Genomic DNA, 24,459 nt, shown 5'->3' with positions numbered 1-24,459 from the left:
GATCTCCGGTTCGGCTCTTCCTTTCCTCTGGTCGAACCAGTAGCTAGTCGTGCTTGCTGGCCGATGGCCGCATTGACATGGATGACGGCATGGTCGCGACCGGCTCGAGCGAAGGCGAAGCGGGAACGCAATGGGCGGCGCTCGCGGGCGTCACCGCCGCATTAGCCATGTTCGGAGCGGCGCAAGGGTTGAGCTCGCCGCTGTTCACGCTCCTGATGCAGAAGCAAGGCATGTCGCCCGCCCTGATCGGCTTGTCGGCGGCGATGATGCCGGTTGGCCTGATTCTTTCGGCCTCTTTCGTGCCGGCTGCCGTGCGGCTGGTCGGGGCGCGAAACCTGGCGGTTGGCTGCTCGCTGATTGGGGCGATGTGCTTCCTGGCCATCTTCTGTCTGCAAGACTGGGTTGCCTGGTACGTCATCCGATTCATCATCGGCATCGTCATCAACCCGCTCTATGTGCTGGGCGAAGTCTGGGCGCTGTCGCTGGCGCCGCCGTCGCGGCGCGGGCGAGTGATGGGCGTGTTCAACACACTGATGGGCGCCGGCTATGCCGCCGGCCCCTTTACGCTCACTCTGGTCGGTATCGAGGGCTGGGCACCTTTCAGTGTCGGCATTGGCGGGTTTGTGCTTTGCGCCGTCATTTTGCGCCTTGTCTCCTCGAAGCTCGCCGGTTTCGAAGATGACGGCCAGCCTGCCGGCAGCTTTGTCGGTTTTGCCCGGTTGGCGCCGGCGCTGCTGCTGGCGGTGCTGGTCTCGGCCGCCGTCCAGCAAAGCACCTATGCCCTGGTTCCCGTGTTTGGGGCCGGCTATGGCTTGCCGGAGGCGGTGCTCGCCGCGCTGGTGATGTCGCTGTCGCTGGGCAACATCCTTCTGCAGATCCCGCTCGGCCTGCTCGCCGAACGCTTCGGTGGCCGACCGATGATCCTGGCCTGCGCGGTGGCGACGACCGTTTGCGCTGTTCTGCTCCCGCTGCTGATTACCACACCGCTGATCTGGGGCGTGCTTCTGGTGATGGGCGCGGTGGGCTACGGTGTCTATACGATGGCGCTGGTCGAACTCGGCAGCCGCTTCAGGGGTTCGCTGCTGGTCACCGGCAATGCGGCGTTCGCCTTGCTATGGGGTGTCGGCGGTATCGTTGGTCCGCCGGGCGCGGGCCTGCTGATGCAGGCGATCGGGCCGGTGGGTTTGCCAACCGTGATCATTGGCCTCGACGCTTTGCTGGTCGCGTTCGCGCTTTATAGATCGGCCAACCGCGGAGGGTCCTGACAGGGTCTGGCTGGAGCCGGGCATCCGTCCGGGCCGCGGGGCTTACCGCCGCCGGGCCGAACCGCTAAGTCTGCAACCGCGACAGCGTTATGGATCATGGACCTGGTGGATACGAGAAGCGACGAGACGATGCAATGGGCAGCGATCACCGGTGTGATCGCGACCGTGTCCGTTTTCGCCATCGCGCAGGGCCTGTCCTATCCGCTGCTGAGCTTCATCCTGCAGCGCCAGGGTGTCTCGCCCGCGATGATCGGCCTGTCGGCGGCGATGACGCCGATCGGGTTCATCGTCTCGTCGCCAATTATTCCAGCGCTGGCGAGGCGGTTCGGAGCAGGGCGCACGGCTCTGACTTGCGCGGCGCTTTCGGCTGTCGTGCTGGCGCTGATCGGCTGGACGCAGAACGTCTATCTCTGGTTTCCGCTGCGCTTGCTGATCGGCGTCGTGACCAACCCGCTCTATGTGCTCAGCGAAATCTGGGTAATCGCGCTGGCGCCGCCGGCCCGGCGCGGCCGCATCATGGGCCTCTATTCGACGATCATTTCCGCCGGCTTCGCGACCGGTCCGCTTTGTCTGCTCGCCGTTGGCACAGAAGGCTGGCCGCCGTTCCTTGTCGGCATTGGCGCCTTCGTGCTCTGCGGCATCTGCCTGGCGTCGGTTCTGCCACGGCTGCCCAGAGTAGACGAGGCCGGGCATCAGGTTTCGGTGATGGGTTTCATGCCGCTCGCCTGGCTGCTTCTGTCGGCGGTGGTCGTAGCCGCGGGCTTCGAGCAGGCGGTGCTGGCGCTGCTGCCCGTCTACGGCACGCATTATGGCATCGCGGAGGCTCGCATGTCGGCGCTGCTATCGGTCATGATCGCCGGCAACATCGCCATGCAGGTTCCGCTTGGCCTGCTGGCCGAGCGGCTGACGGCCCGTTTCGTGCGCTTCATCTGCGTCCTGCTGACGCTGTTTGGCTGCGTGCTTTTGCCGATGCTGATCGAAACGCCGCTGATCTGGCCTTGCGTCTTCGTCTGGGGAGCTGTGTCCTACGGCATCTACACGATGTCCATCATCGAACTTGGCGAGCGCTTCACCGGTTCGGCGCTGGTTGCCGGCAATGCGGCATTCTCCCTGATGTGGGGTGTCGGCGGCATTGTCGTCCCGCCGCTAGCGGGCGGCATAATGGATGTGACCGGTGCGAGCGGCCTGCCGCTGACGCTCGGCGCGATCTGCGCCGCGCTTGCGTTGGCGACGATCATCCGTCGGCGGGTGCGGTGAAGCAACGCCGCAAGGGCCGCGAAAGGCCGTATCGCACCTTGAATGTCAGCGCCGCCAACGCAATGTAGGCGAAGCCGTTCAAAATCCCGGAGACCTGCATGACCGCTTCGACAACCAGAGCCCAGCCCTTTCAGAAGACCGGCGATCCGTTCCTCTGGCTGGAGGACAGGACAAGCAAGGAATCGCTCGACTGGGTGCATCGCCAGAACGAGGTCACGGTGGCGGAATTGCAGGGCGATCCATCCTATCAGGCGTCGTTCCAGACGGCGCTCGACCTGATGACGGCCGAGGACAATATCGCGGTTGGCGCGGCGATCGCCGGTCATGTCTACAATTTCTGGCAGGACAAGACCAATGCGCTCGGGCTGTGGCGCCGCACGACGGTCGCTTCCTACAAGACCGACAAGCCCGACTGGGAGACGATCATCGACTTCGACCAACTGGCTACGAAGGAGGGGATAAAATGGGTGTTCGGCGGCGCCGTCAGGCTCTACCCCGATTTCAACCGCTGCCTGGTCTCGATGTCGCCCGATGGCGGTGACGCCAGCGCGATGCGCGAGTTCGACATCGCGGCCAAGTCCTTCGTGGAAGACGGTTTTCACGCGCCGGCCTCGAAATCGGGCTTCGGCTGGCTGGACGAGGATACGGTCATCGTCTCGGCCGCTTTCGAAGAGGCCGACAAGACAGAGTCCGGATATCCGCGTGTGGTCAAGCTCTGGAAGCGGGGCACGAGGCTGGAAGAGGCGACCCCGATCTTCGAGGGAGAGATCGAGGATCTTGCTGTTGGCGCCGGTGTCGAGTTCGACGGCGAGAAGCGTCACCTGTTTCTGGCGCGGACACTCAATTTCTTTGCATCGCACAGTTTCCTGCGGCTGCCTTCGGGCGAGAACCGCCGTATCCCGCTGCCCGACGACGTCACCGACACCTCGCTCTTTAGGGATCAACTGGTGTTCGGGGTGCGCACACCATGGACGGCGCCGGACGGCACCGCATGCCAGCCGGACGGGCTTTACTCCTTCGACTTCGCGCATTGGATCGAAAACGGCGATTTTGGCGCCATCGAAACCTTGTTGGCGCCGGCGCACCGGGTTTCCATTGCCGGGCTCGCCAGAACGCAGGACCGCCTGTTCATCAGCTTGATGGACAATGTGCGCGGCAAGGTTCTCGTCTGCGAGCGCGAGCGCGGTGCCTGGTCGCTGAAACCCCTCGTGCTGCCTGAAAACGGCACTGTCGGCATCAGCCATGCCGAGCATTTCGGCTCCACCGTCTCCTTTTCCTTCACCGATTTCCTGACGCCAAGCTCGATCATCTGGTCCGATGACAATGGCGAGACGCTGGCGACCGTGAAATCGCAGCCAGCCCGCTTCGATGCCTCGCCGCTGATCTCGGAGCAGTTCGAGGCGCGCTCGAAGGACGGCACGATGATCCCTTATTTCGTCGTCAGGCGGCGCGACCAGAACGGTCCGGTACCGACATTACTCTACGGCTATGGCGGTTTCGAAGTGCCGCTGTTGCCCGGCTATGCCGGCGTGCGCGGCAGGCTGTGGCTGGAGAAAGGCAATGCCTATGTGCAGGCCTGCATTCGCGGCGGCGGCGAGTTCGGACCGGCCTGGCACCAGGCGGCGCTGAAAGGCAAGCGCCAGAACGGCTTCGACGACTTCTCGGCGGTGGCCGAAGATGTCGTCAGGCGCGGTATTGCCACGGCTCAATCGCTCGGCATCCAAGGCGGCTCCAATGGCGGCCTGCTGACCGGCGCTTCCCTGACGCAGCATCCCGAGCTTTTCGGCGCCGTCATCATCGAGGTGCCGCTGCTCGACATGCTGCGCTACACCGAATTGCCGCCGGGCGCTTCGTGGATGGCCGAATATGGCGATCCGTCGAAGCCGGAAGACGCCAAGTGGCTTTCCGCCTATTCGCCCTATCAACATGTCAAGGCCGATGCCGCCTATCCGCCGGTGCTCTTGACGACCTCGACCGCCGACGACCGGGTCCATCCCGGCCATGCGCGCAAGATGGCGGCCCGCCTGCAGGAGGCAGGACACGGCAGGACGCTGTTCTTCGAGGAGACCGAGGGCGGACATGGCGGGCGCGGCGACCGCCGGCCGCAGGCGGCGCAGACGGCGATGAAGTATGTCTTCCTGCAGCGGGCACTGGGCGGAAAAGCCTGACCTCATTCCATGGCACCCCTGAGCAAAGGGTGGTTCACCTCGACCGCCCTTTGCTCTAAGGTACCTTCATGGCTCTCGCTAGACTATCAGCTCGCGCATTCCGGGTCGCGGTGACACCGTCGTCACGCACGCTGCGCGCCGAGCTTTTGCGGCTGTGCGCCCGCATCGGCTATTCGCCGCCTGCCGTCCTCTGACGAATTCGCCCCGGCACCGCCGGAATGATTTCAGAGGAAAGACCAGATCAATGACCTATCAGAATTATTCGCTGAAGCAGCTTCAGCAGATCGACGCCGCGCATCACCTGCATCCCTTCACCGATCATAAGGAGCTGCGTGAGGCAGGCGCCCGCGTCATCACCCGCGCCAATGGCCCGTTCATCTACGATTCCGAAGGGACGGAACTGCTGGACGGTATGGCCGGCCTGTGGTGCGTCAATATCGGCTACGGCCGCGACGAGCTGGCCGAGGCCGCCTATGCACAGATGAAGGAACTGCCTTACTACAATTCCTTCTTCAGATGCTCCACGCCGACGCCGGTGCTGTTGTCGAAGAAGCTGGCCGAGATCGCACCACGCAACGTGAACCAGGTGTTTTACGGCTCGTCCGGTTCGGAGGCCAACGACACCGCCTTGCGCCTGGTGCGCCATTACTGGGTGCTTGAGGGTAAGCCGGAGAAGAACCGCGTCATCTCGCGCAAGATGGCCTATCACGGCTCGACCATTGCCGGCACTTCGCTCGGTGGCATGGATGCCATGCACAAGCAGCTCAACGGTGCGGTGCCCAACATCGTCCATGTGATGATGCCCTATGCCTACGAGCTGGCTCTGCCGGGCGAAAGCGACCACGATTTCGGCCTGCGCGCGGCAAAGTCCGTCGAGGACGCCATCCTCGAGGCCGGCGTCGACAAGGTCGCGGCCTTCATCGGCGAGCCGGTGATGGGCGCTGGCGGCGTCAAGATACCGCCGACGAGCTACTGGCCCGAAGTGCAGCGCATCTGCCGCAAATACGATGTGCTTTTGATGCTGGACGAGGTCATTACCGGCTATGGCCGCACAGGTGAGTGGTTCGCGGCGCAGACCTTCGGCATCGAGGCGGACACCATCACCACGGCCAAGGCGCTGACCTCGGGCTATCAGCCTCTTTCGGCGCTGCTGGTTGGCGACCGCATTGCCTCGACGCTGGTCGAGAAGGGCGGCGAGTTCAACCATGGCTACACCTATTCGGGGCACCCGGTGGCTTGCGCCGTGGCCTTGAAGAACCTGGAGATCATCGAGAGGGAAGGGCTGGTCGACCGTGTCAGGAACGACACCGGACCTTATTTCGCTAGCGCGTTGCAGGAGCGTATTGCCGGGCATGATCTGGTCGGCGAGGTGCGCTCGATCGGCCTGATGGGCGCGATCGAGATCGTCAAGGACAAGGCGACGAAGGAGCGCTTCCTGCCGTCGGGGAGTGCCGCGGTGACGGTGCGCGACCACGCGATCGCCAACGGCATGATGCTGCGCGCCACCGGCGACACGATGATCCTGTCGCCGCCGCTGATCTGGACCCGCGATACGATCGACATGGCTTGCGAGCGCATCGGCAAGGCGCTCGACCTGGCACAGGCGGACCTGCGCAAGCGATAGGAGCAAACCTCGATTGGGCGTTTTTGCGAAGAAACGCCCAATCCCGGAAATATGCGCTATGAGCGGGAACGAATTTCGCCTTCGGCGCGTAATGTAAGGGGCGGCCGATCCGGCCGCGACAGGGGATTGCCCACATGAGAAAGACCGGCAAAAGCCGACGCGTGCAAGAGGCGGCCAGCCTTGGCGCGGACCTGATGCTGGCGCCGCTGGTGGTGATGATGCGGCTGCCGCTGATGGCCATGGAGGCGCGAAGCGGCGAGCCCTGGAGCGCGGAGACGGCAATGGCTGTCAGCGAGAAGACCGTCGCCATGGCCGAGGGCGCGCTTGCGGCGCAAATGTCTTTCCTGCAATCGGCGTCACGTTTCTGGCCGGAGGTTCTCTCGGGTCGAACGCCGTCGCTGTTCAACGGCGTCGCGGCCGAACGGTCGATCAGCGCAGCGCTGAAGCCGGCCGGCCGCGCGGTGAGGGCAAATTTTCGCCGCCTTTCCACAAAGGGTTGAGGCGGAAGCCCCGGAACTTTTTTGCGCATCGTCGAAGTCTTGCGCTAGAACCAATCGGCATACACGCCGATGGGGAACAACATGGCCGGACAACCGCTCAACCAACCGGCTGAAATTCCAGCCGAACTCGATCGCTGGAACTGGGGCGCCTTCTTCCTCAACTGGATTTGGGGCATCGGCAACAGCACCTTCATCGCGCTGCTGGCGCTGATCCCCGTCGTCAACCTCATCATGATCTTCGTGCTCGGCGCGCGCGGCAGCCGCTGGGCTTGGCAAAACCGGGCTTGGCGCGACGCCGAGCAGTTCCGCAAGACGCAGCGCAATTGGGCGATTGCCGGCCTTGCCGTATGGGTGGTCAGTATCGGCGGTTGTGCGACGATGGTCGGCAGCATCCCTTTCGTGCTCAAAGGCAGCGACGCCTACCGCATGACCATGGACGCCGTCCGCACCGATGTTCGGGTCAAGGCCGCCATCGGCGACGATTTGGCCGACAATTTCTGGGTCGGCGGTCATCTCAACGTCAATGCAAATGGCGCGGGCGACGCCCAGTTCAGCATTCCCGTCCACGGCGCCAAGGGCAAGGGCACCGTATATTCCCATCTGGTTCGCAATGCCGGCACATGGAGCACGCGCCTGCTCGTGGTCCGCGTCGACGGCGTCGATGCACCGATCGTGCTGACCAATGAAGACCATGTGCCGATCCCGGGTGCGGCGATCGGAATATAGACGGATCGTCGGTAATAAAGGGGCCGGAAATGCAAAAACCGCGCCCCATCGGGAACGCGGCTTTGCCAGATACGCATGGCGTTTCGCTACCAAGACACTTGCGAAACTTACGGGCTCCGGTACGCGAGACCTGATCCGGAGCGCCGGGCGGATGCGATATGTCCGCCTCGCAATCTGTTTTACAGGGACATCGTTACCGCGGAGTTATCGAGAGCTTAAGCAAATCTAAATTTGCGGCCTTGGTCTGGAAGAACCCGAAAAAACTAGACTAAATCCGCTGTTTACGCCGAGTTGCCGCGCAGAAAATTTATTATGCCGGAGAAATCGGCGCCGCCATGGCCCTGGGCGTTGAAAAGGGCATAGAGCTGCGCCGCTTCTGCGCCAAGCGGTGTCACCGCGCCCGCGCCAAGCGCTGCTTCCTGCGACAATTTCAGGTCTTTCAGCATAAGAGCCGCCGCAAATCCGGGCTTGTAATCCCTGTTGGCGGGCGAAGTGGGAACCGGGCCAGGCACGGGGCAATAGGTGGTCAGCGACCAGCACTGGCCCGACGAGGTCGAGGCGACGTCGAACAGCGCCTGATGCGACAGGCCGAGTTTTTCCGCCAGCACGAACGCCTCGGCGACGCCGATCATCGAAATGCCGAGGATCATGTTGTTGCAGATCTTCGCCGCCTGTCCGGCGCCGTCACCGCCGCAATGGACGATGCGGCCGGCCATCGGCTTCAGGATCGGCTCGGCGGCCGAGAAAGCATCGTCGGCTCCCCCAGCCATGAAGGTCAATGTACCGGCCGTGGCACCACCGGTGCCGCCCGAAACCGGCGCGTCGATGGACAGCAGGCCGTGCTTTGCTGCAATCGTATGCGCCTTGCGCGCCGATTCGACGTCGATCGTCGAGGAATCGATGAACAGCGCGCCGTTCCTGGCCTTGGGAGCAATGTCCCCATAGACCGACAGCACGTGCTTGCCGGCCGGCAGCATGGTGATGACCACGTCGGCATCCTTCACCGCCGCGAGCGCATTGGCCATAACGACGACGCCATGTTCGCGCGCGACCGCGAGGTTTTCCGGCATCAGGTCGAAACCGTGCACGGCATGCCCAGCCTTGACCAGGTTTGCGGCCATCGGATTGCCCATATTGCCGAGGCCGATGAAGGCGATCGTCGTCATAGTCTCTCTCCCGGAGTTTGCTGGCGTCAGCGGCCGATCAGGGCGCGCGCGATGATGACGCGCATGATTTCGTTGGTGCCTTCGAGGATCTGGTGCACCCTGAGATCGCGCACCAGCTTCTCGATGCCGTAATCATGCAGGTAGCCGTAGCCGCCCAGCAGTTGCAGCGCGTCGTTGGCGACGTTGAAGCCGGTGTCGGTGACGAAGCGCTTGGCCATTGCCGACCATTTGCCGGCGTCCGGCGCCTTGCGGTCGAGTTTGGAGGCCGCCGCATAGAGAAAGATGCGCGCCGCCTGCAACTCTGTCTCCATGTCGGCCAGCCTGAACTGCAGCGCCTGGAACTGGTTGATCTTCGAGCCGAATGCCTTGCGCTCGGCGGTATAGGACAGCGCCTTGTCGAGCGCCGACTGGGCGCCGCCCAGCGAACAGGCGGCGATGTTCAGCCGGCCGCCGTCGAGCCCGGCCATGGCGATGCCGAAGCCGGCGCCTTCGCCCGACAAGAGGTTCTCCGCCGGCACCTTGCAGTCCTCGAAGATGACCTGGCGGGTCGATTGCATGTGCCAGCCCATCTTGTGCTCATTGGCGCCGAAGGAGAGGCCGGGCGCATCCTTGGGCACGACGATGGTGGAGATGCCTTTCGGGCCGTCGGCGCCGGTGCGCACCATGACGGCATAGACATCGCTGTCGCCGGCGCCGGAGATGAACTGCTTGGCGCCGTTGAGGATGTAATCGCCGCCGCTTTTCACCGCGCGCGTCTTCAGCGCCGCCGCATCCGAACCCGAGCCAGGCTCGGTCAGGCAATAGCTCGCCAGCCATTCCATGGAGGTGAGCTTCGGCAGGAAGCGCTGGCGCTGCTCATCATTGCCGAACCGGTCGATCATCGAGGCCACCATGTTGTGGATCGAGATGAAGGAGGAAAAGGCCGGGTCGGCGTGCGACAGCGCCTCGAAGATCAGTACGGCGTCGAGCCGGCCGAGCGCGGAACCGCCGACATCGTCCCTGACATAGATGCCGCCGAGGCCGAGCGGCCCCGTCTCGCGAATCACATCGGCGGGGAAATGTCGCCTGCGGTCCCAGTCGAGCGCATTGGGCGCCACGCGATCGGCGGCGAAGGCCCGCGCCATCTCCTGGATGGCACGCTGTTCCTCATTGAGTTCGAACTGGCTGGTGCTCGCATCGACCGCGGCGTCCATGGCGTGCTCCCTGTAGGCTGGCCAGCTAGCCCGCTGGCCTGTCGTTTTTGGCTTTGCGCGCGCATCAATCTAGACCAATGATGCCGCCGCGCAACCCGACCTATCGCGGAGCGGCTGTGCACCAATGCATGCCCGGAGCAAGATGTGACGACAAAATTCGATAAGCTGCTGGAAAAGTTCCACGCCTATCTCGCTTCCGTCGATGACGCTCTGGTGCGCGACGCCGTGGCACGCACAGGTTGGGACATGCCGGCCCGAAAGTTGGAGCCGCATGCGCTTGGCTGCCTGCGCCATCTTGATCGCGGGGCCGGACTGGCACCGCCGGATGCGAGGCCGCTGGTGCGATTGCTGGCCGAGCAGCGCAACGAACTGCATTGGGGACAGACCTACACCGAGGCTGATTTCGGCAGGGCCTTCATCGACAATTACGGCTGGCTGGAAATCTTCGGCACGCGTGGGCACTTCGTCAACGAAGAGGCTGCCGCCGGGCTGCTGATTCTTGGACCCGGGATCGTCTACCCCGACCATCATCACGTCGCCGAGGAAATCTATATTCCGCTGACCGGCGGTACGGAATGGCGCATGGGCGAAAGCGGTTTTCGCAGGCGGGAGGCCGGCGAGGTCGTCCACCATGCCTCCAACGTCAACCATGCCATGCGAACGGGCAAGGAGCCGCTGCTGGCGCTCTATATCTGGCGCGGCGGGCCGTTGGCGCAAAAATCCACGATCACCGGCACCGCGACGCAGGTCAGAGGCTGATGGCCAGGGCAATCATGCTGCAAGGCACAGGGTCGGATGTCGGCAAGACGGTGCTGGTCGCAGGCCTTTGCCGCGCCGCGAAAAAGCGTGGCCTGAAGGTGCGGCCATTCAAGCCGCAGAACATGTCGAACAACGCCGCCGTCGCCGATATCCCCGGCGACAACAACCATGGTGGCGGCGAGATCGGCCGCGCGCAATGGCTGCAGGCGATCGCCTGCGGCGTGCCGCCATCGGTGCATATGAACCCGGTGCTGCTCAAGCCGCAGACCGATGTCGGCGCGCAGGTCATCGTCCAGGGCAAGGTGTTCGGCGAGGCGCGGGCGCGCGACTACCAGGCGCTGAAGGGCCGGCTGATGGATGCAGTGCTGGAGTCCTGGGGCAAGGTCGGCGAGGGCGCCGACCTCGTCATCGTGGAGGGCGCCGGCTCGCCGGCCGAAATCAACCTCCGCAGCCGCGATATCGCCAATATGGGCTTTGCCACGCGCGCCGATGTGCCGGTGGTGCTGGTCGGCGACATCGATCGCGGTGGCGTCATCGCCTCGGTCGCGGGCACGCATCTGATCCTGCCGGAAGAAGACCGGCGCATGATCGTCGGCTATCTCATCAACAAGTTCCGGGGCGATGTCTCGCTGTTCGATGACGGCATCAAGGCGATCGAGAAGTTCACCGACTGGCGCTGTTTCGGCGTCGTGCCGTGGCTGAAGGCCGCGGCACGGCTACCCTCGGAAGATTCCGTGGTGCTGGAGCGGCTGGCATCCGGCGAGGCGCGCGCGCTCAAAGTGGCGGTGCCGATGCTTGGCCGCATTGCGAATTTCGACGATCTCGACCCGCTCAAGGCCGAACCGCAGGTCGAAGTGGTGTTCGTGCCGCCGGGAAAGAAGCTGCCGGCCGATGCCGGGCTGGTGGTCATTCCCGGCTCCAAGTCGACGATCGGCGATCTCCTGAAGTTGCGCGAGAATGGTTGGGATCGGGATCTTGCGGCGCACCGCAAGCGCGGCGGCCATGTCGTCGGCATCTGCGGCGGGTTCCAGATGCTCGGCCGCATGGTACGCGATCCCGACGGCATCGAAGGTTCCGTCACGGAAGCCGAGGGGCTCGGCCTGCTCGATGTCGAGACGGTGATGGAGCCGGAAAAGACTGTGCGCAATGTCACCGCCCGCTCGGTACCGTTCGATCTGCCGCTCGAAGGCTACGAAATCCACCTCGGCCGCACCACGGGTCCGGACACCAGGCGCCCGTCGGCGATCATCAATGGCGCCGAGGATGGCGCGATCTCGGCGGACGGCAAGGTGATCGGCACTTACATGCATGGCCTGTTCGGCGCCGACGGCTTTCGCGGGAAATTCCTCGAAAGCCTAGGCATCAAGGGCGGTGGCCTCGACTATCGTGCCGAAGTCGAGCGGGCGCTGGACGAAGTCGCGGCCGAGCTGGAGACCCATCTCGACTGCGACGCGATTTTTTCGCTGGCGCGTTGAAGGTCGGGCCTTCTCGCTGGCCTTCGGCCAGTACGTGCCGAACGACCAGACATCTCGATTGGCATTGCCCATCCTTCCGCCAAGCGAATCTAGCAGAGCCCGCATTAGAATCAAAAACGCCCGGCTTGGCCGGGCGCTCTCAGTCCCCGCTTGTCGAGGGAAACTTGTCAGGCGCCGCGCATCAGGCAGCCGGCGGCCAGCACGATGTAGGCGATAAGAACAATCCACACCGATGCGATCGGAATGAACGCGAGGACGCCAAGCGCGGCAAGAATGCCGATGATGGCGATGACAACGGAGATGATGAAAACAATCTGGGTAGGCGCGCTGAGATTCATGTCTGGCTCCTCCAACATGATTCGAACATCAGCACTGTAACAGGCGCGTGATCACAGACCAATCATGACACGCAACGGGTTGGCCGGATCGGCCAGCAGCTTCACCGCCAGAGCCACGCAGACGATGACCAGCAGCGGCTTGATCAGCTTGGCGCCGATACGCATGGCCAAGCTCGCGCCAACGCGGGCGCCGAGGAACTGGGCGACGCCCATCATCAGGCCAATCTTCCATGAGATGACGCCTACAGCGGCAAAGATGATGAAGCCGCCGATGTTGGAGGCGAAATTGAGCAGTTTGGTGTGCGCCGTTGCCTTGAGCACGCCGTAGCCGGCGAGCGTCACGAAGGCCAGCATGTAGAAGGAACCGGCGCCCGGCCCGAATACGCCGTCATAGAAGCCGATGGCCGGCACCACGGTCACGCCGAACAGGAAGGGCGACAGGCGCTCGGCCCGGTCGACATCGTTCATGTTGGGCTTGAGCGCGAAGTAGAGCGCAATGGCAATCAGCACCAGCGGCAGGGCCGCGCGTAACAGGTCGCCGGGCACGACCGTGGCCAGCAGTGCGCCGATGGCGCCGCCGGCGAGGGCAAGCAGCGCCGATGGCAACTGCCGGCGCAGGTCGACATGGCCTTTCGAGGCGTAGTGGATCGTCGCCGACCCGGAGCCGAACATGCCTTGCAGCTTGTTGGTTCCAAGCGCCTCGACCGGCGAAAAACCGGCGAGCAGCAGCGCCGGAATGGTGATCAGCCCGCCGCCGCCGGCAATCGAATCGACAAAGCCCGCGGCAAAGGCGGCGAAAGCGAGCATGGCGATGGTCTGGGCGGTGAGGTCGATCATCTGATATGTCGAGATGTCCGTCGGCTGCAGCGCGCGTTCGACCACGGCCACCCCGTTTGCGCAAGGCCGATTCCGCGCTAATTCTGTTGACGAGGAATCGGAAAGGGGCCGTTCATGGCATTCGCATTGCTGGACCAGATACGCTCGATCTTCGACGGCGACCCGGGCGTGCGCAAGGTCGCGGACGATCCCGTCCTGTCGGCGGAACTGCTGATGCTGTTCCGGATGATCCTGGCCGATGGCACGGTGAGCGAGAGCGAGATGATCGCCTTCCGGCGCATCTGCAAGGATGCTTTCGGCATTCCGGAAACCAGCATCGACGCGGTCATCGAATATCTCAACGAATTCGGCTACGAGACCAACGGCTCGCAGGCGATCGCGCTGTTTCGCGACCTCGACGTCGGGCGGCGCAAGCAATTGGCGCAGCACATGGCGGAAATCGCCAAGGCGGATTCGCAACTGGCCGAGACCGAGGTGCGCCTGTTGCGCCGCACGCTCGATTTGCTCGACATCAGCCCGGTCGATGTGGTGAAGCCGGAAGAGTAGCGGGCGGATCGGCAACTCACCCTTGTTCCTGCATCCGTTTCGCGATCGCCCGGCGCAGATCCGGCGCCGCAGCGACAAGCGCCTTGGCCGCCTCTGATTGTGGCTGATCGAGCAGTTCGCTCGTCCTGCCGCGCTCGACGATCTTGCCGTCATGCATGACAAGCACCTCATCCGTGATGGCGCGGGCGACGGCCAGGTCATGGGTGATGAAGAGATAGGCGATGCCGAGTTTCTGGTTGAGTCCGGCGAAGAGGTCCAGGATCTGTGCACGGATCGAGACATCGAGTGCCGAGACCGGCTCGTCGGCGACGACAAGCTTGGGGCGCGTGATGATGGCGCGGGCGATCGACAGGCGTTGGCGCTGGCCGCCGGAAAATTCGTGCGGATATTTGTGCATGTCGCGTTGGTCGAGGCCGACCTCGTGCAGCGCATGCGCCACCATCTCGCGGCGCTCGGCGCGCGTCGGTTTTTTCTCCAGGACATGCAGGGGTTCGGCGACCAGTTTTTCGACCTTCTGGCGCGGATCGAAGGAGCCGTAGGGGTCCTGGAAGACAACCTGCATATCGCGCCTGGCCGGCTTCAGCTCGGCCTCGCTCCTGCCGGTGATGGGTTCGCCGCGAAAGCGGATCACGCCCGAACTCGGCCGGTCCAACGCCAGGATCATGCGGGCAAGGGTCGACTTGCCGCAGCCGGAGCGGCCGACCAGCGCCACCGACTGGCCCGGCGCCATCGACAGGGAGACATCGTCGACCGCACGTATGTCGGGCGCGCGCCTGAACAGTGAGATGCGGCGGCCGGGGTAGTCGCGGCTGACGCCCTCAACCTGCAGCAAGGGTTGGTCCATCCCGACACGATGAGGCTTGGCGCGCGCCGGAACATGCATCGAGGCCTGTGCCAGCTGGCGCGTATAGGGGTGGAACTGTTCCGAGAGCGTACGCGCCGTGTCGCCGGCGTCCATCACCTCGCCATGGCGCAGGATGGTGATGCGGTCGGCCATCTCTGTTACGACAGCGAGATCATGCGAGACCAGCAGCAGACCCATGCGGTTCTCCGCCACGAGATCGCGCAGGAGGTCGAGGATCTGTGCCTGCAGCACCACGTCGAGCGCCGTCGTCGGCTCGTCGGCGATCAGCAGCTTCGGCTTCAGCGCGCAGGCGATGGCGATGACGACGCGCTGGCGCTGGCCGCCCGACAATTCGTGCGGATAGCGCGACAGCGGGAATTTCGCTTCGGGCAGGCCGACGCGGTCGAGCATTTTTCGCGCCCGCTCCTCGGCGTCGGCACGGCTTGCCCTGGTGTGCCAGCGTATGCCTTCGGCGACTTGTTCGCCGATCGTCTTGACCGGATTGAGCGCCGTCATCGGCTCCTGGAAAACCATGCCGATGTCGTCGCCGCGCAAGGCACACATCTGGTCCTCGGTCGCGCCGAGAATATCGATGCCGTCGAATGTGATGCGCCCGGTGGCGCGTGCGGCATGGGGCAGGAGCCGCATCACCGTCAGCGCGATCATCGATTTGCCGGAGCCGGATTCGCCGACCAGCCCCATCACTTCGCCGGGCGCGACGGAGAGCTCCATATCTTTCAGGATCTGTGTGTCGCCGATGACCAGCGACAGATTATCGACTTCGAGCAGGCTCATCGCTGCCGCCGCGACTTCGGGTCGAGAATGTCGGCGATGCCGTCGCCCAGAAGATTCAGGCCGAGCACGGTGACGACGATCGCCATGCCGGGGAAGATCGCCATCCACGGCGCCACCACCATGCGCGTCTGGGCGTCGAACAGCATGCGGCCCCAACTCGGCATTGGGGGCTGAGCGCCGAGGCCGAGATAGGAAAGCCCAGCTTCGGCCAGGATGCCCAGCGCGAACTGGATTGTGCCCTGCACGAGGAGCAGCGTGGCGATGTTGGGCAGCACGTGTTCGATCGATATCTGCGTGCTGCTCTTGCCGGCGGCGCGCGCGGCGAGGATGAATTCGCGCGGCCAGACGGCCAGCGCGCCGGCGCGGGCGACGCGGGCGAACACCGGAATGTTGAAGATACCGATGGCTATGATCGCGTTGACGGCGCCCGGCCCGAAGATGGCTGTTATCATGATGGCCGACAGCAGCGCGGGGAACGCGAAGACGAGGTCGTTGATGCGCATCAGCGCCTCGTCGGCGAGGCCGCCGCGCGCGGCGGCGAAGGCGCCAAGCGGCACGCCGACACCCATGCCGATCCCGACGGCGACCAGCGCCACGGCGATCGAGTTGCGGGCGCCAACCATGATCATCGACAGGATATCGCGGCCGAAATGGTCGGTGCCGAACCAGTGCGCCAGCGAGGGACCTTGCGTCTTGTCCGCTATGACGAGCCTCGTCACATCGAAGGGTGTCCAGACATAGGAGACGACAGCCATCGCCAGGATCAGCACGGTGATGACGAAACCGGTAACGAAAGCGGTGTTCCCAAACGCCTTGGCCAGGATGCCGCGGAACGTCTCGTCGGGGATGTCGATGCGCAGCGTCATTGCCGGGTCCTCAGGCGGGGATCGACCACCGCATAGGAAAGGTCGACGACGAGGTTGACGGCAATGACGGCGGCGACCAGCAGCATGACGACGCTCTCGACGACGATCAGGTCGCGCTGGGTGATCGCCTGGAACACCAGCCGGCCAAGTCCGGGCAAATAGAAGACATTTTCGATGATGATGGTGCCGGCGAGCAGGAAGGCGAACTGCAGGCCAAGGATGGTCAGCACCGGGATCATGGCGTTGCGTAGCGCGTGCCGCCACAGCACGGCTCGATAGGGCAGGCCCTTGGCGCGGGCGGTGCGGATGTAATCCTCGTTGAGCACCTCGATCAGCGCCGAGCGGGTGACGCGCGCCAGGATCGCCGCTTGCGGCAAGGCAAGCGCCACCGCCGGCAACAGCAGCGATTTCAGTGCCGGCCAGGCGGCGGCGCCCCAACCAGGAAAACCACCGGCCGGGACCAGACGCAGCCAGACGGCGAAGACATAGATCAGCATCAGCGCGAACCAGAAATTGGGCACGGCAACGCCAAGCTGCGCGACGCCCATTGAAATCGTATCGCCGGCCCGTCCGCGCCGGCTGGCCGAAAACAGGCCGACCGGAATGGCGATCAAGGTGGAGAGCGCGAGCGCGATCAGCGCCAGCGGCAGCGAGACGGCCAGCCGTTCACGCACGAGATCGATGACCGGGACCGAGTAGGTATAGGAGCGGCCGAAATCGAGGGTGAGCAAGCCGCCGGCCCAGTGCAGATAGCGCAGTACGATCGGCGCGTTGAGGCCCATCTGGTTGCGCAAGAGTTCCACTTGGTCGGCACTGGCGTTCATGCCCAGCATCAGCCGCGCCGGATCGCCGGGGAGGATCTCCAGCACGGCGAACACCACCATCGAGGCAAGCACCAGCGTGGCTAAAGCGACGGCGAGGCGCTTGAGGAGGTAGGCGCTCATGGAAGGCGAGGGAGTGGCGCGCGCACCACGAACCTCACTCGCTCCACTTCACCTTGGTCAGGTCATTGGCCTGGATCGGCGCATTTTCCCACAGGCCTTGCAGCTTGGCGTTCCAGACACCGACCTTGGGCAATTCGTAGAGGAAGCCGACCACGGCGTCGTCGGCCAGGATCTTCTGCGCCTCGCCAAGCAGTTCCTTGCGCTTGGCCTCGTCTGAGGTGAGGTTGAGGTCGGCGATCACCTTGTCGAAGGTCGGATTGTCGTAGTTGAAGTAATAGTCCTTGCGCGCATAGATATCGATGTCGTTGGGCTCGGTATGGGAGACGATGGTCAGGTCGTAATCCTTCTTGGTGAACACCTGGTCCAGCCACTGCGCCCATTCGACCGGGATGATCTCCAGGTTGATGCCGACATCGCGAAGTTGCGAGGCGATGATCTCGCCACCGAGCCGTGCATAGCTGGGCGGCGGCAGTTTCAGCGTTGCCTTGAAGCCGTTCTCCAGTCCGGCCTCCTTCAGCAGTTCCTTGGCCTTGTCGACATTGTGCGGATAGAGGCCGGTGAGGTCGACATAATCCTTGTTCGCCGGCGACATATGCGAGCCGATCGGCAGGCCAAGGCCGGCCGAGGCGCCGTCGATGATCGCCTTGCGGTCGAGCGCGTAGGAGATCGCCTGCCTGACCTGCAGCTTGTCGAAAGGTGGCTTCTTGTTGTTGATCGAGAGGATGGTCTCGCCTTCGGTCGAACCGATCACCACCTTGAAACGCGGATCGTCCTTGACCTGTGCGAGGCTGTCGGGATCGAAGAAGGGGAAGGCTTGGATGTCGCCGGACAAAAGGGCCGGCACATAGGCCGCGGCATCCGGCACGATACGGAACTCGACCTTGTCGAGGAACACCGGAGCGCCCCAGTAATGGTCAGATTTGACCAGCGTGATCGATGATCCCTTGGCCCAGTTCTGGAACTTGAACGGGCCGGTGCCAACCGGGTTTTCCTTGTTGGTGTCGGCGGATTTCGGCGACACCATCACCGCGTCGCCCCAGCCCATATTGTTAAGGAAGGATCCTTGCGGGTTTTTCAGCGTGACTTTCACCGTCGCCGGATCGATGACATCGACCTTGTCGATGGCCGCGAACAGGCCCCTCTGCGCGTTGACCGAATTGTCGGCGCGGGCACGGTCGAGCGAGAATTTCACGTCATCGGCGCTGAAATCGGCGCCGTCGTGGAATTTGACGCGGGTGTGCAGCTTGAAGGTGTAGACCTTGCCGTCATCGGAAATGGTCCAGCTTTCCGCCAGATCCGGCAGCACCTCGCCATTGGGTCCGATCCGGGTCAGGCCCTCGAAGACATTGGCGTAGAGCACTTCCTTGATCGCCGCCGCGGCACCAGCGGTTGGGTCGAGATGCGGCGGTTCGAGCGGAATGCCGATGACCAGGTCGGTTCGGGCCGCAAAGGCGGAGGTTCCTGCGGCCAATGCGAGAACCGCGGCGGCCAGAATGGTTTTCCACAATCTCATCGTGCAACTCCCCATGCGTTCAGGACACGTGCTCAAGCCGGGCGATAGAAGCGTGATTTCGCGTGGGAGTAAATTGCGTTTCGTGCTGCTAGGCGGGATGGCGGGGAATGTTTTTGCCGTGCCAGCCCCGTCGGCGGGCCGAAGCTTATCGCGATGCAGGGTTATCCCGTGGCCGTGCCGCGCAGCAGCACGTTGAGCCCGATCGCCATCACCTTGGCCGATTCCACCATGTCCGATATGCCGACCCACTCGTCCGGCCGATGGGCGAGGTCGAGAATGCCCGGGCCATAGGCGATGCAGTCGTGGATATGTCCGATGCGGGCGATGTGCTTCTGGTCGTAGGTGCCGGGCGAAATGACGTAGTCGGGCTCGCGGTCGAAGATCGCATGAATGCCTTGCGCCACCGCCTTGACGACGGGCGCGTCGCGCTCGGTCATCAGCGGCAGTACTTCCATCAGATCGCGGATCTCGTAGTCGAATTTTTTGCGCTCGCGCTTCAGCCGGTCGAGAATGCCGGTCACTTCGGCTTTGACCGTGGCCAGATCCTCCTCGAGAAGGAAGCGGCGGTCGATGGTCAGACGGCAGGAATCGGGCACGTTGGGGGAGGGCAGGCCGGGGCGGAAATCCTCGGTCTGGCCGCCATGAACGGAATTGATGTTCATGGTCGAGCGCCTGGCGCCTTCCGGCACCACCGGCATGCGCGTGATCTTGCGGTCGAGTGCCGGGAACAGTTCGTTCTCGAATGCCTGCAGCACCGCGCCCATATGGCGCACCGCATTGTCGCCGAGAAACGGCATCGAGCCGTGCGCGATCTCACCCTTGGTCTCGATCTCCGCCCACCAGACGCCGCGATGGCCGAGGCAGATGCGGTCCTTGTTGAGAGGCTCGGGAATGATGACGTGATCGACCCTGGGTTTCGAGAAATAGCCGAGGCCGGCCAGGTGGGCGACGCCGCCGAAGCCGCCGGATTCCTCATCGACCGTTCCCGAGATCTCGATGGCGCCCGGAAAGTCCGGGAAGACTTCCAAAAAGGCTTCGACAGCGATGATGGAGGCGGCGAGGCCGCCCTTCATGTCGCAGGCGCCGCGTCCATAGACCTTGCCATCCCTGACGATGCCGGCGAACGGATCGACGGTCCAGCCGTCGCCGGCTTCGACAACGTCGATATGCGAATTGAAATGGACGCAGGCACCAGGTGACCGTCCATCAAACCGCGCAACGACATTGATGCGCGGATAGCGATCGGTGTCGCCGGGCGTGCCGTCGGCGCGGATGAACTCGGTCTCGAAGCCGCTCTTCCTTAGCCGCGCACCGATATAGTCGGCGCATGGCCCGTAGGCTTCGCCGGGTGGATTTATGGTCGGAAAGCGGATCAGGTCGGCGGTCAGCGCCACCAACTCGTCGCGCCTGATGTCGATTGCCTTGAGGAGTCCCCCGTTCATGCCGCGAGTTGAGCAGCGATCCCAGTGGTTTTGCAAGCCCGTGATCAAACCCGTGCAACGTGTCGTTGTGGCAACTATCGCGGGAAATCGTTCAAATTCACTGCTTTGGATTGGCGAATTGGTCAAAGACTGTGTGTTATCTGTTCACCGCCATTAAAAAGGTGAAAAACAACGTGATGGCGAGCAGGCAAGGGCAATCAAAGGGGTTTGATCGCATGAAAATGTCATTTCTCAAGGCAGCAGTATTGGTCGTTGCGCTGTTTGGCGCATCGGCCGCAAGTCTGGCGGCCACATTGGTGGCGAACATCGACGTGTCGTCGCAGACGATGACGGTTCGTTATGGGGATTCTGTCTATCGATGGGCCGTCTCGACCGCCCGTCCGGGCTATTTCACGCCGCGCGGCACCTACCGGCCGCAGCGCACGGCGCGGATGTGGTATTCGCGCAAATACGACATGTCGCCGATGCCGTACTCGGTGTTCTTTCGTGGCGGCTATGCCATCCATGGAACGGGCGCCGTCAGGCAGCTCGGCCGTCCGGCTTCGCATGGTTGCGTAAGGCTGCATACGGCCAATGCCGCGGCCTTCTATTCGATGGTCCGCGAAGTGGGCTTCGGCAATACGCGCATTGTCGTCACCAATTAGACACTTGAAGATTGTTGGTACTGGCTTTGTCTGCTGGCGGAGGAACGCTTCCCGCCAGCGGCTTGCTCAGTTGTTTGAGACGGGAGCCGGCTTGGTGCGGTTTTTTCGCCGCCACTTGCTGATCTCCCACCTTTTGTGGAACCACATCCATTGGCCTGGATCCTCTCGGACCCAGCGCTCGACGACGTCATTCAGCATCTGGGTGGTGGCGTGGACATCGACGCTGCCGTCGGCGGTGCGCGGCAGGACCAGCTTGTCCTCGATCTCGAGCCGGAAGCGGTTGCCCGGCAACCTAATACAACGCGCCGGATAGACGTCGCAGTCATAGTGGCGGGCAAGGGTGCCGAGCACGCGGTTGCTCTGGCAGGGACGGCCGAAGAAGGTCGTGTCCAGGCCGTTGGAGAATTTCTGGTCGACGAGAACGCCGATATTGCCGCCATTCTCCAACACCCCCGCCAGCGCGAACGAGGCACCAGCCATCGAAGGCAGCAAGCCTCCCATGGTCGATCGCCTTGTCGAAAGGATGTAGTCGGCGAGGTAGGGGTTGTTGGGCGGCCGAAACAGCGCCGTGATGTTCATGCCGAAGGTCGCGGCCGCCACCGGCAGCAGCTCGAAATTGCCGAGATGGCCGGTGAAGACGATGTGCGGCTGCTTCTCGGCCGCGATCTCCACGAAATGCTCTGTTCCCTTGACCTCGATACGGCCGGGCTTGCCGGCGGCTGGGTCATAGTCGAACAGGGCGTCGAGGAAGATGTATTCGGCGGCAAGGCGGGCCATGTTGCCCCACATGTCGGAGGCGATGGCCCGGATTTCGTCCTCGCTCTTTTCCGGATAGGCCTTGCGCAGATTGTCGAGGGCGACCTGGTGGCGCCCGACCCTTGGACCGATGAGGCGTGCGGTGCGGTCGGCAAAATTCAGCGCGCTGTCGACCGGCAGCAGGCGCAGCAGCGACATGATGACCATCGCGAGACGCGCAACAAACCAGTAATTCACCTGGCGCAATTGTCTGCCATAGCGAAATTTCAGATCGCGGCGAAGCTTCTTGAGCACGGAAATCGGGGCTCTAGAGCATGATGCCGAAAAGTGTGAAAGGGTTTTCGGATGACATCATGCTCTATTCCTTGATTTAGAGGCGGATTCAGATTTCAGGTCAATTCGACCTGAAATCATCCGACTCTAGGCGACGCGCAGGATGATCTTGCCGAAAACGTCGCGGCCTTCCATGCGCTTCAGCGCGGCATCGATATCGTCGAAGCCGACCTCGGTGTCGATCACCGGAGCGACCTGTCCAGCGGCCATCTTCTGCATGACGTTGGCCATGTTCTCCATCCGGCAACCGAAGGATCCGAGCAGTTTCAACTGCTGCTGGAAGAGCTGCATCAGGTTGATCTGAGTCGACACGCCGGAGGTCGAACCGCAGGTCACAAGGCGACCGCCGCGCTTCAGGCACAGCATCGAACCGGCAAAGGTGTCGGTGCCCACATGCTCGAACACCACGTCGACGCCTTTCTTCTTCGTCAGCTTGCGCACGACGCCCTCGAAACGATCGTCGCGGTAGTTGATGACATGGTCGGCGCCGAGCGCCTTGGCCTTGTCGATCTTGTCGTTCGAGCCGACCGTGGTGATGATCGTGCAGCCCATCCGCTTGGCCAGCTGGATGGCCGCCGAGCCGATGCCGGATCCGCCGGCATGGACGAGGATCGTCTCACCGGGCTGCAGCCTGGCATTGTCGAACAGCATGTGCTCGACGGTGCCGAAGGTAACGGGCGCCACGGCGGCCCCGATGTCGGTCACACCGGGCGGGGCGGGGACCAGCAGGCGCGCCGGCAGGTTGATTTTCTCCTGCGCGAATCCGTCGAGATGGAAGCCGTGAACGCCCGAAACATGCTCGCACAGATTGTCGCGGCCTTCGCGGCAGGCACGACAGAGGCCGCAGGTGCGCGCGCCGTAGATCGATACCAATTGTCCGGGCAGCAGGCTGGAAACGCCGGGACCGACCGCCTCTACCTCGCCGGAGGCCTCGGCACCCACGACCAGCGGCAGCTTGCGCTTGGCGAAGGCCATGCCGCGCCAGCCCCAGACGTCGATGTGGTTCAGCGCCACCGCCTTGATGCGCAGCGTCACTTCGCCAAGCGCGGGAGGCGGCGGGGGTGGCAGGTCCACCGTTTCAAGGCGGCGGTCCTCGATAAGTTGCAGTGCGCGCATGGAGCCTGTCGGTTCTGTTAAGCGGAAAGGGCTCGCTTAGACCGGTTCCCGCGCCATGACAAGGCAAGTGTTCTGGCCGCCAAAGCCGAAGGAGTTCGACAGAACGGAGCGAACCTGCGCATCGCGCTTCTTGTTCGGCACGACGTCGAGCACGATCGCCGGGTCAGGATTGTCATAGTTGATGGTCGGAGGTATGACGCTTTCGCGCATCGTCATCAGCGAAAACGCCGCTTCGACCGCGCCCGCCGCCGACAGCGTGTGGCCGATCATCGACTTGTTGGACGAGATCGGCATAGAGCCGATGCGCTCGCCAAACACCGTCGACAGCGACAGGTGCTCCATCTTGTCGTTTTCCGGCGTCGAGGTGCCGTGTGCGTTGACATAGTCGATCTCGTCTTCGCCGAGACCCGCATCGGCAAGTGCGGCCCGGACAGCGGCAATCGCCGGCGATCCATCCGGCTTGGAGCGCGTGCGATGGAAATCGTCGGCCTTTTCGCCACAGCCGCTGAGGATGCCGAGAATGGCGGCCCCACGGGCAAGCGCCGCCTCCAGCGATTCCAGCACCAGGGCGCCGGATCCCTCGGCCAACACGAAGCCGTCACGGTCCTTGGAAAACGGCTTGGAAGCCTTTTCCGGATTGTCGTTGTGGGTGGAGAGCGCCGACAGCAGCGAGAAGCGGATCAGCGCCTCGGCGGTCGCCGAGCCGTCGGCGCCGATCGACAGCGCCCGGTCGCATTCGCCACGGCGGATCGCCTCGACGCCGAGCTGGATGGCGGTGGCGCCGGAGGCGCAAGCCGTCGAGAGCGTGATCGGCAGGCCACGCGTGCCGAACCGGTTGGCTAGCCGGTCGGCGATCGAGCCGAACTGGGTGGTTTCGAAGAGATCGAGTTCCTTCAGGCCGCGCGCCACGCGCAGCAGCCTTTCGGCGCCGGAATCCTGCTTGTCGGAATTGTAGAGCGAAAAGCGATCGTGCCAGTCGAGTTCGACCGGCGGCGAGGCGAGGAAGAGAGGGCCTCCGAAATCGCCGGAATTCAGGCCGGCTTCGCCAACAGCCTCCTGAGCCGCGGTTTCCGCCAGTTCATAGGTGAGAAGGCTTGCTCCCTTGGAGCTCGACGGCAGAAAATCGACCATGCCGGAGATCCGTGTGTTGAGGTGATCGACCGGAAAGCGGGTGATCGGGTGGATGCCCGACTTGCCCGAGGTCAGCGCGGCCCAATTGTCTGATTTGCCGACGCCGAGCGAGGTCACCACACCGATACCAGTGACGGCAACCACGGGCCTGCCCATGTGATCTCTGAAATTGGCCATCCGGGAGCCCTCTTATCTCTGCAGTGCGTTCGCCAGACGCCGCC

General features: G+C 63.5%; 22 protein-coding genes. 10 read left to right on the top strand and 12 right to left on the bottom strand.

All coding sequences use genetic code 11. From position 1 onward, the window contains the following. The first annotated feature begins 89 nt into the window (after window positions 1-89). The 6 genes from LB516_RS08635 (at window position 90) to LB516_RS08610 (ending at window position 7,540) form a co-directional block, all read left to right on the top strand. Window positions 90-1,265, top strand: a complete 1,176-nt coding sequence (locus LB516_RS08635) for an MFS transporter (RefSeq protein WP_015317446.1) — start codon at window positions 90-92, stop codon at window positions 1,263-1,265. Window positions 1,266-1,361: 96 nt separating this feature from the next. After that, window positions 1,362-2,522: an MFS transporter gene (locus LB516_RS08630; RefSeq protein WP_015317447.1), complete on the top strand. Its 1,161-nt coding sequence runs from the start codon at window positions 1,362-1,364 to the stop codon at window positions 2,520-2,522. Window positions 2,523-2,620: 98 nt separating this feature from the next. After that, window positions 2,621-4,690 (top strand): prolyl oligopeptidase family serine peptidase, encoded by a 2,070-nt coding sequence (locus LB516_RS08625; RefSeq protein ID WP_224719334.1) that lies wholly within the window; start codon window positions 2,621-2,623, stop codon window positions 4,688-4,690. A 244-nt stretch (window positions 4,691-4,934) separates the two neighbouring features. Further along, window positions 4,935-6,314, top strand: a complete 1,380-nt coding sequence (locus LB516_RS08620; RefSeq protein ID WP_224719333.1) for an aspartate aminotransferase family protein — start codon at window positions 4,935-4,937, stop codon at window positions 6,312-6,314. 134 nt (window positions 6,315-6,448) lie between these two features. After that, the gene (locus LB516_RS08615; protein ID WP_015317450.1) at window positions 6,449-6,814 is read left to right on the top strand and encodes a hypothetical protein; all 366 of its coding nucleotides are present in this window, start codon (window positions 6,449-6,451) and stop codon (window positions 6,812-6,814) included. Between the two features lie 81 nt (window positions 6,815-6,895). After that, window positions 6,896-7,540, top strand: coding sequence for a cytochrome c oxidase assembly factor Coa1 family protein (locus LB516_RS08610; RefSeq protein ID WP_015317451.1), 645 nt, complete (start codon window positions 6,896-6,898; stop codon window positions 7,538-7,540). A gap of 281 nt (window positions 7,541-7,821) precedes the next feature. Here the strand turns inward: LB516_RS08610 and mmsB are convergent, their stop codons facing one another. Both mmsB and LB516_RS08600 read right to left on the bottom strand, forming a co-directional pair. Further along, entirely contained in the window at window positions 7,822-8,706 is an 885-nt protein-coding gene (mmsB, locus tag LB516_RS08605; protein ID WP_015317452.1) for a 3-hydroxyisobutyrate dehydrogenase, read from the bottom strand. 26 nt (window positions 8,707-8,732) lie between these two features. Beyond that, entirely contained in the window at window positions 8,733-9,899 is a 1,167-nt protein-coding gene (locus tag LB516_RS08600) for an isobutyryl-CoA dehydrogenase (RefSeq protein WP_224719332.1), read from the bottom strand. A 144-nt stretch (window positions 9,900-10,043) separates the two neighbouring features. Between LB516_RS08600 and LB516_RS08595 the strand changes: the two genes are divergently transcribed. Together LB516_RS08595 and LB516_RS08590 are read left to right on the top strand one after the other, a co-directional pair. Beyond that, window positions 10,044-10,658 (top strand): dimethylsulfonioproprionate lyase family protein, encoded by a 615-nt coding sequence (locus LB516_RS08595; RefSeq protein WP_224719331.1) that lies wholly within the window; start codon window positions 10,044-10,046, stop codon window positions 10,656-10,658. Continuing rightward, window positions 10,658-12,133: a cobyric acid synthase gene (locus LB516_RS08590; protein ID WP_224719330.1), complete on the top strand. Its 1,476-nt coding sequence runs from the start codon at window positions 10,658-10,660 to the stop codon at window positions 12,131-12,133. Before LB516_RS08595 ends, LB516_RS08590 begins: the two co-directional genes overlap by 1 nt. 167 nt (window positions 12,134-12,300) lie before the next feature. Here the strand turns inward: LB516_RS08590 and LB516_RS08585 are convergent, their stop codons facing one another. Then, the gene (locus tag LB516_RS08585) at window positions 12,301-12,471 is read right to left on the bottom strand and encodes a hypothetical protein (RefSeq protein WP_023769888.1); all 171 of its coding nucleotides are present in this window, start codon (window positions 12,469-12,471) and stop codon (window positions 12,301-12,303) included. A gap of 51 nt (window positions 12,472-12,522) precedes the next feature. Next, the gene (locus LB516_RS08580) at window positions 12,523-13,308 is read right to left on the bottom strand and encodes a TSUP family transporter (RefSeq protein ID WP_140724190.1); all 786 of its coding nucleotides are present in this window, start codon (window positions 13,306-13,308) and stop codon (window positions 12,523-12,525) included. Between the two features lie 114 nt (window positions 13,309-13,422). Here LB516_RS08580 and LB516_RS08575 point away from each other — a divergent pair, with 114 nt between their 5' ends. After that, on the top strand, window positions 13,423-13,854 hold the full coding sequence (locus LB516_RS08575) for a TerB family tellurite resistance protein (protein WP_015317458.1): 432 nt from the start codon (window positions 13,423-13,425) through the stop codon (window positions 13,852-13,854). A gap of 16 nt (window positions 13,855-13,870) precedes the next feature. Here LB516_RS08575 and LB516_RS08570 read toward each other — a convergent pair whose 3' ends face one another. The 5 genes from LB516_RS08570 to LB516_RS08550 form a co-directional block, all read right to left on the bottom strand. Further along, window positions 13,871-15,493 carry an ABC transporter ATP-binding protein gene (locus LB516_RS08570; protein ID WP_224523110.1) on the bottom strand — a complete coding sequence of 541 codons (1,623 nt, stop codon included), beginning with the start codon at window positions 15,491-15,493 and terminating at the stop codon, window positions 13,871-13,873. Continuing rightward, complete coding sequence (locus LB516_RS08565; protein WP_140615978.1) at window positions 15,490-16,359, bottom strand: ABC transporter permease; 870 nt, start codon at window positions 16,357-16,359, stop codon at window positions 15,490-15,492. The genes LB516_RS08570 and LB516_RS08565 overlap by 4 nt, the downstream gene beginning before the upstream one ends. Then, the gene (locus LB516_RS08560; protein ID WP_224719329.1) at window positions 16,356-17,303 is read right to left on the bottom strand and encodes an ABC transporter permease; all 948 of its coding nucleotides are present in this window, start codon (window positions 17,301-17,303) and stop codon (window positions 16,356-16,358) included. Before LB516_RS08560 ends, LB516_RS08565 begins: the two co-directional genes overlap by 4 nt. A 34-nt stretch (window positions 17,304-17,337) precedes the next feature. Then, a complete protein-coding gene (locus tag LB516_RS08555; RefSeq protein ID WP_224719328.1) occupies window positions 17,338-18,816 on the bottom strand; it encodes an ABC transporter substrate-binding protein in 1,479 nt (492 codons plus the stop codon). Window positions 18,817-18,977: 161 nt separating this feature from the next. After that, window positions 18,978-20,258, bottom strand: coding sequence for an acetylornithine deacetylase/succinyl-diaminopimelate desuccinylase family protein (locus LB516_RS08550; RefSeq protein WP_224719327.1), 1,281 nt, complete (start codon window positions 20,256-20,258; stop codon window positions 18,978-18,980). 215 nt (window positions 20,259-20,473) lie between these two features. Here LB516_RS08550 and LB516_RS08545 point away from each other — a divergent pair, with 215 nt between their 5' ends. Beyond that, window positions 20,474-20,902 (top strand): L,D-transpeptidase, encoded by a 429-nt coding sequence (locus LB516_RS08545; RefSeq protein ID WP_224719326.1) that lies wholly within the window; start codon window positions 20,474-20,476, stop codon window positions 20,900-20,902. Window positions 20,903-20,968: 66 nt separating this feature from the next. Here the strand turns inward: LB516_RS08545 and LB516_RS08540 are convergent, their stop codons facing one another. The 3 genes from LB516_RS08540 to LB516_RS08530 form a co-directional block, all read right to left on the bottom strand. Continuing rightward, window positions 20,969-21,952 (bottom strand): lipid A biosynthesis lauroyl acyltransferase, encoded by a 984-nt coding sequence (locus LB516_RS08540; RefSeq protein WP_224719325.1) that lies wholly within the window; start codon window positions 21,950-21,952, stop codon window positions 20,969-20,971. Between the two features lie 126 nt (window positions 21,953-22,078). Continuing rightward, window positions 22,079-23,107 carry a zinc-binding dehydrogenase gene (locus LB516_RS08535; protein ID WP_224719324.1) on the bottom strand — a complete coding sequence of 343 codons (1,029 nt, stop codon included), beginning with the start codon at window positions 23,105-23,107 and terminating at the stop codon, window positions 22,079-22,081. Between the two features lie 36 nt (window positions 23,108-23,143). Then, a complete protein-coding gene (locus tag LB516_RS08530; RefSeq protein WP_224719323.1) occupies window positions 23,144-24,415 on the bottom strand; it encodes a beta-ketoacyl-ACP synthase in 1,272 nt (423 codons plus the stop codon). Between the last annotated feature and the right edge of the window lie 44 nt (window positions 24,416-24,459).

It is taken from the genome of Mesorhizobium sp. CO1-1-7, from assembly GCF_020164885.1.
Taxonomy (GTDB): Bacteria; Pseudomonadota; Alphaproteobacteria; order Rhizobiales; family Rhizobiaceae; genus Mesorhizobium; species Mesorhizobium australicum.
The sequence above is the reverse complement of the archived record's forward strand: the minus strand, read 5'-3'. Positions and strand labels throughout refer to the sequence as shown.

Coding starts and splice junctions, on each gene's coding strand:
- LB516_RS08570 (WP_224523110.1), bottom strand. CDS start 15,493: ATGAGCCTGCTCGAAGTCGATAATCTGTCGCTGGTCATCGGCGACACA.
- LB516_RS08555 (WP_224719328.1), bottom strand. CDS start 18,816: ATGAGATTGTGGAAAACCATTCTGGCCGCCGCGGTTCTCGCATTGGCC.
- LB516_RS08630 (WP_015317447.1), top strand. CDS start 1,362: ATGGACCTGGTGGATACGAGAAGCGACGAGACGATGCAATGGGCAGCG.
- LB516_RS08610 (WP_015317451.1), top strand. CDS start 6,896: ATGGCCGGACAACCGCTCAACCAACCGGCTGAAATTCCAGCCGAACTC.
- LB516_RS08580 (WP_140724190.1), bottom strand. CDS start 13,308: ATGATCGACCTCACCGCCCAGACCATCGCCATGCTCGCTTTCGCCGCC.
- LB516_RS08560 (WP_224719329.1), bottom strand. CDS start 17,303: ATGAGCGCCTACCTCCTCAAGCGCCTCGCCGTCGCTTTAGCCACGCTG.
- mmsB (WP_015317452.1), bottom strand. CDS start 8,706: ATGACGACGATCGCCTTCATCGGCCTCGGCAATATGGGCAATCCGATG.
- LB516_RS08600 (WP_224719332.1), bottom strand. CDS start 9,899: ATGGACGCCGCGGTCGATGCGAGCACCAGCCAGTTCGAACTCAATGAG.
- LB516_RS08590 (WP_224719330.1), top strand. CDS start 10,658: ATGGCCAGGGCAATCATGCTGCAAGGCACAGGGTCGGATGTCGGCAAG.
- LB516_RS08625 (WP_224719334.1), top strand. CDS start 2,621: ATGACCGCTTCGACAACCAGAGCCCAGCCCTTTCAGAAGACCGGCGAT.
- LB516_RS08530 (WP_224719323.1), bottom strand. CDS start 24,415: ATGGCCAATTTCAGAGATCACATGGGCAGGCCCGTGGTTGCCGTCACT.
- LB516_RS08565 (WP_140615978.1), bottom strand. CDS start 16,359: ATGACGCTGCGCATCGACATCCCCGACGAGACGTTCCGCGGCATCCTG.
- LB516_RS08535 (WP_224719324.1), bottom strand. CDS start 23,107: ATGCGCGCACTGCAACTTATCGAGGACCGCCGCCTTGAAACGGTGGAC.
- LB516_RS08575 (WP_015317458.1), top strand. CDS start 13,423: ATGGCATTCGCATTGCTGGACCAGATACGCTCGATCTTCGACGGCGAC.
- LB516_RS08550 (WP_224719327.1), bottom strand. CDS start 20,258: ATGAACGGGGGACTCCTCAAGGCAATCGACATCAGGCGCGACGAGTTG.
- LB516_RS08620 (WP_224719333.1), top strand. CDS start 4,935: ATGACCTATCAGAATTATTCGCTGAAGCAGCTTCAGCAGATCGACGCC.
- LB516_RS08545 (WP_224719326.1), top strand. CDS start 20,474: ATGAAAATGTCATTTCTCAAGGCAGCAGTATTGGTCGTTGCGCTGTTT.
- LB516_RS08635 (WP_015317446.1), top strand. CDS start 90: ATGGTCGCGACCGGCTCGAGCGAAGGCGAAGCGGGAACGCAATGGGCG.
- LB516_RS08585 (WP_023769888.1), bottom strand. CDS start 12,471: ATGAATCTCAGCGCGCCTACCCAGATTGTTTTCATCATCTCCGTTGTC.
- LB516_RS08615 (WP_015317450.1), top strand. CDS start 6,449: ATGAGAAAGACCGGCAAAAGCCGACGCGTGCAAGAGGCGGCCAGCCTT.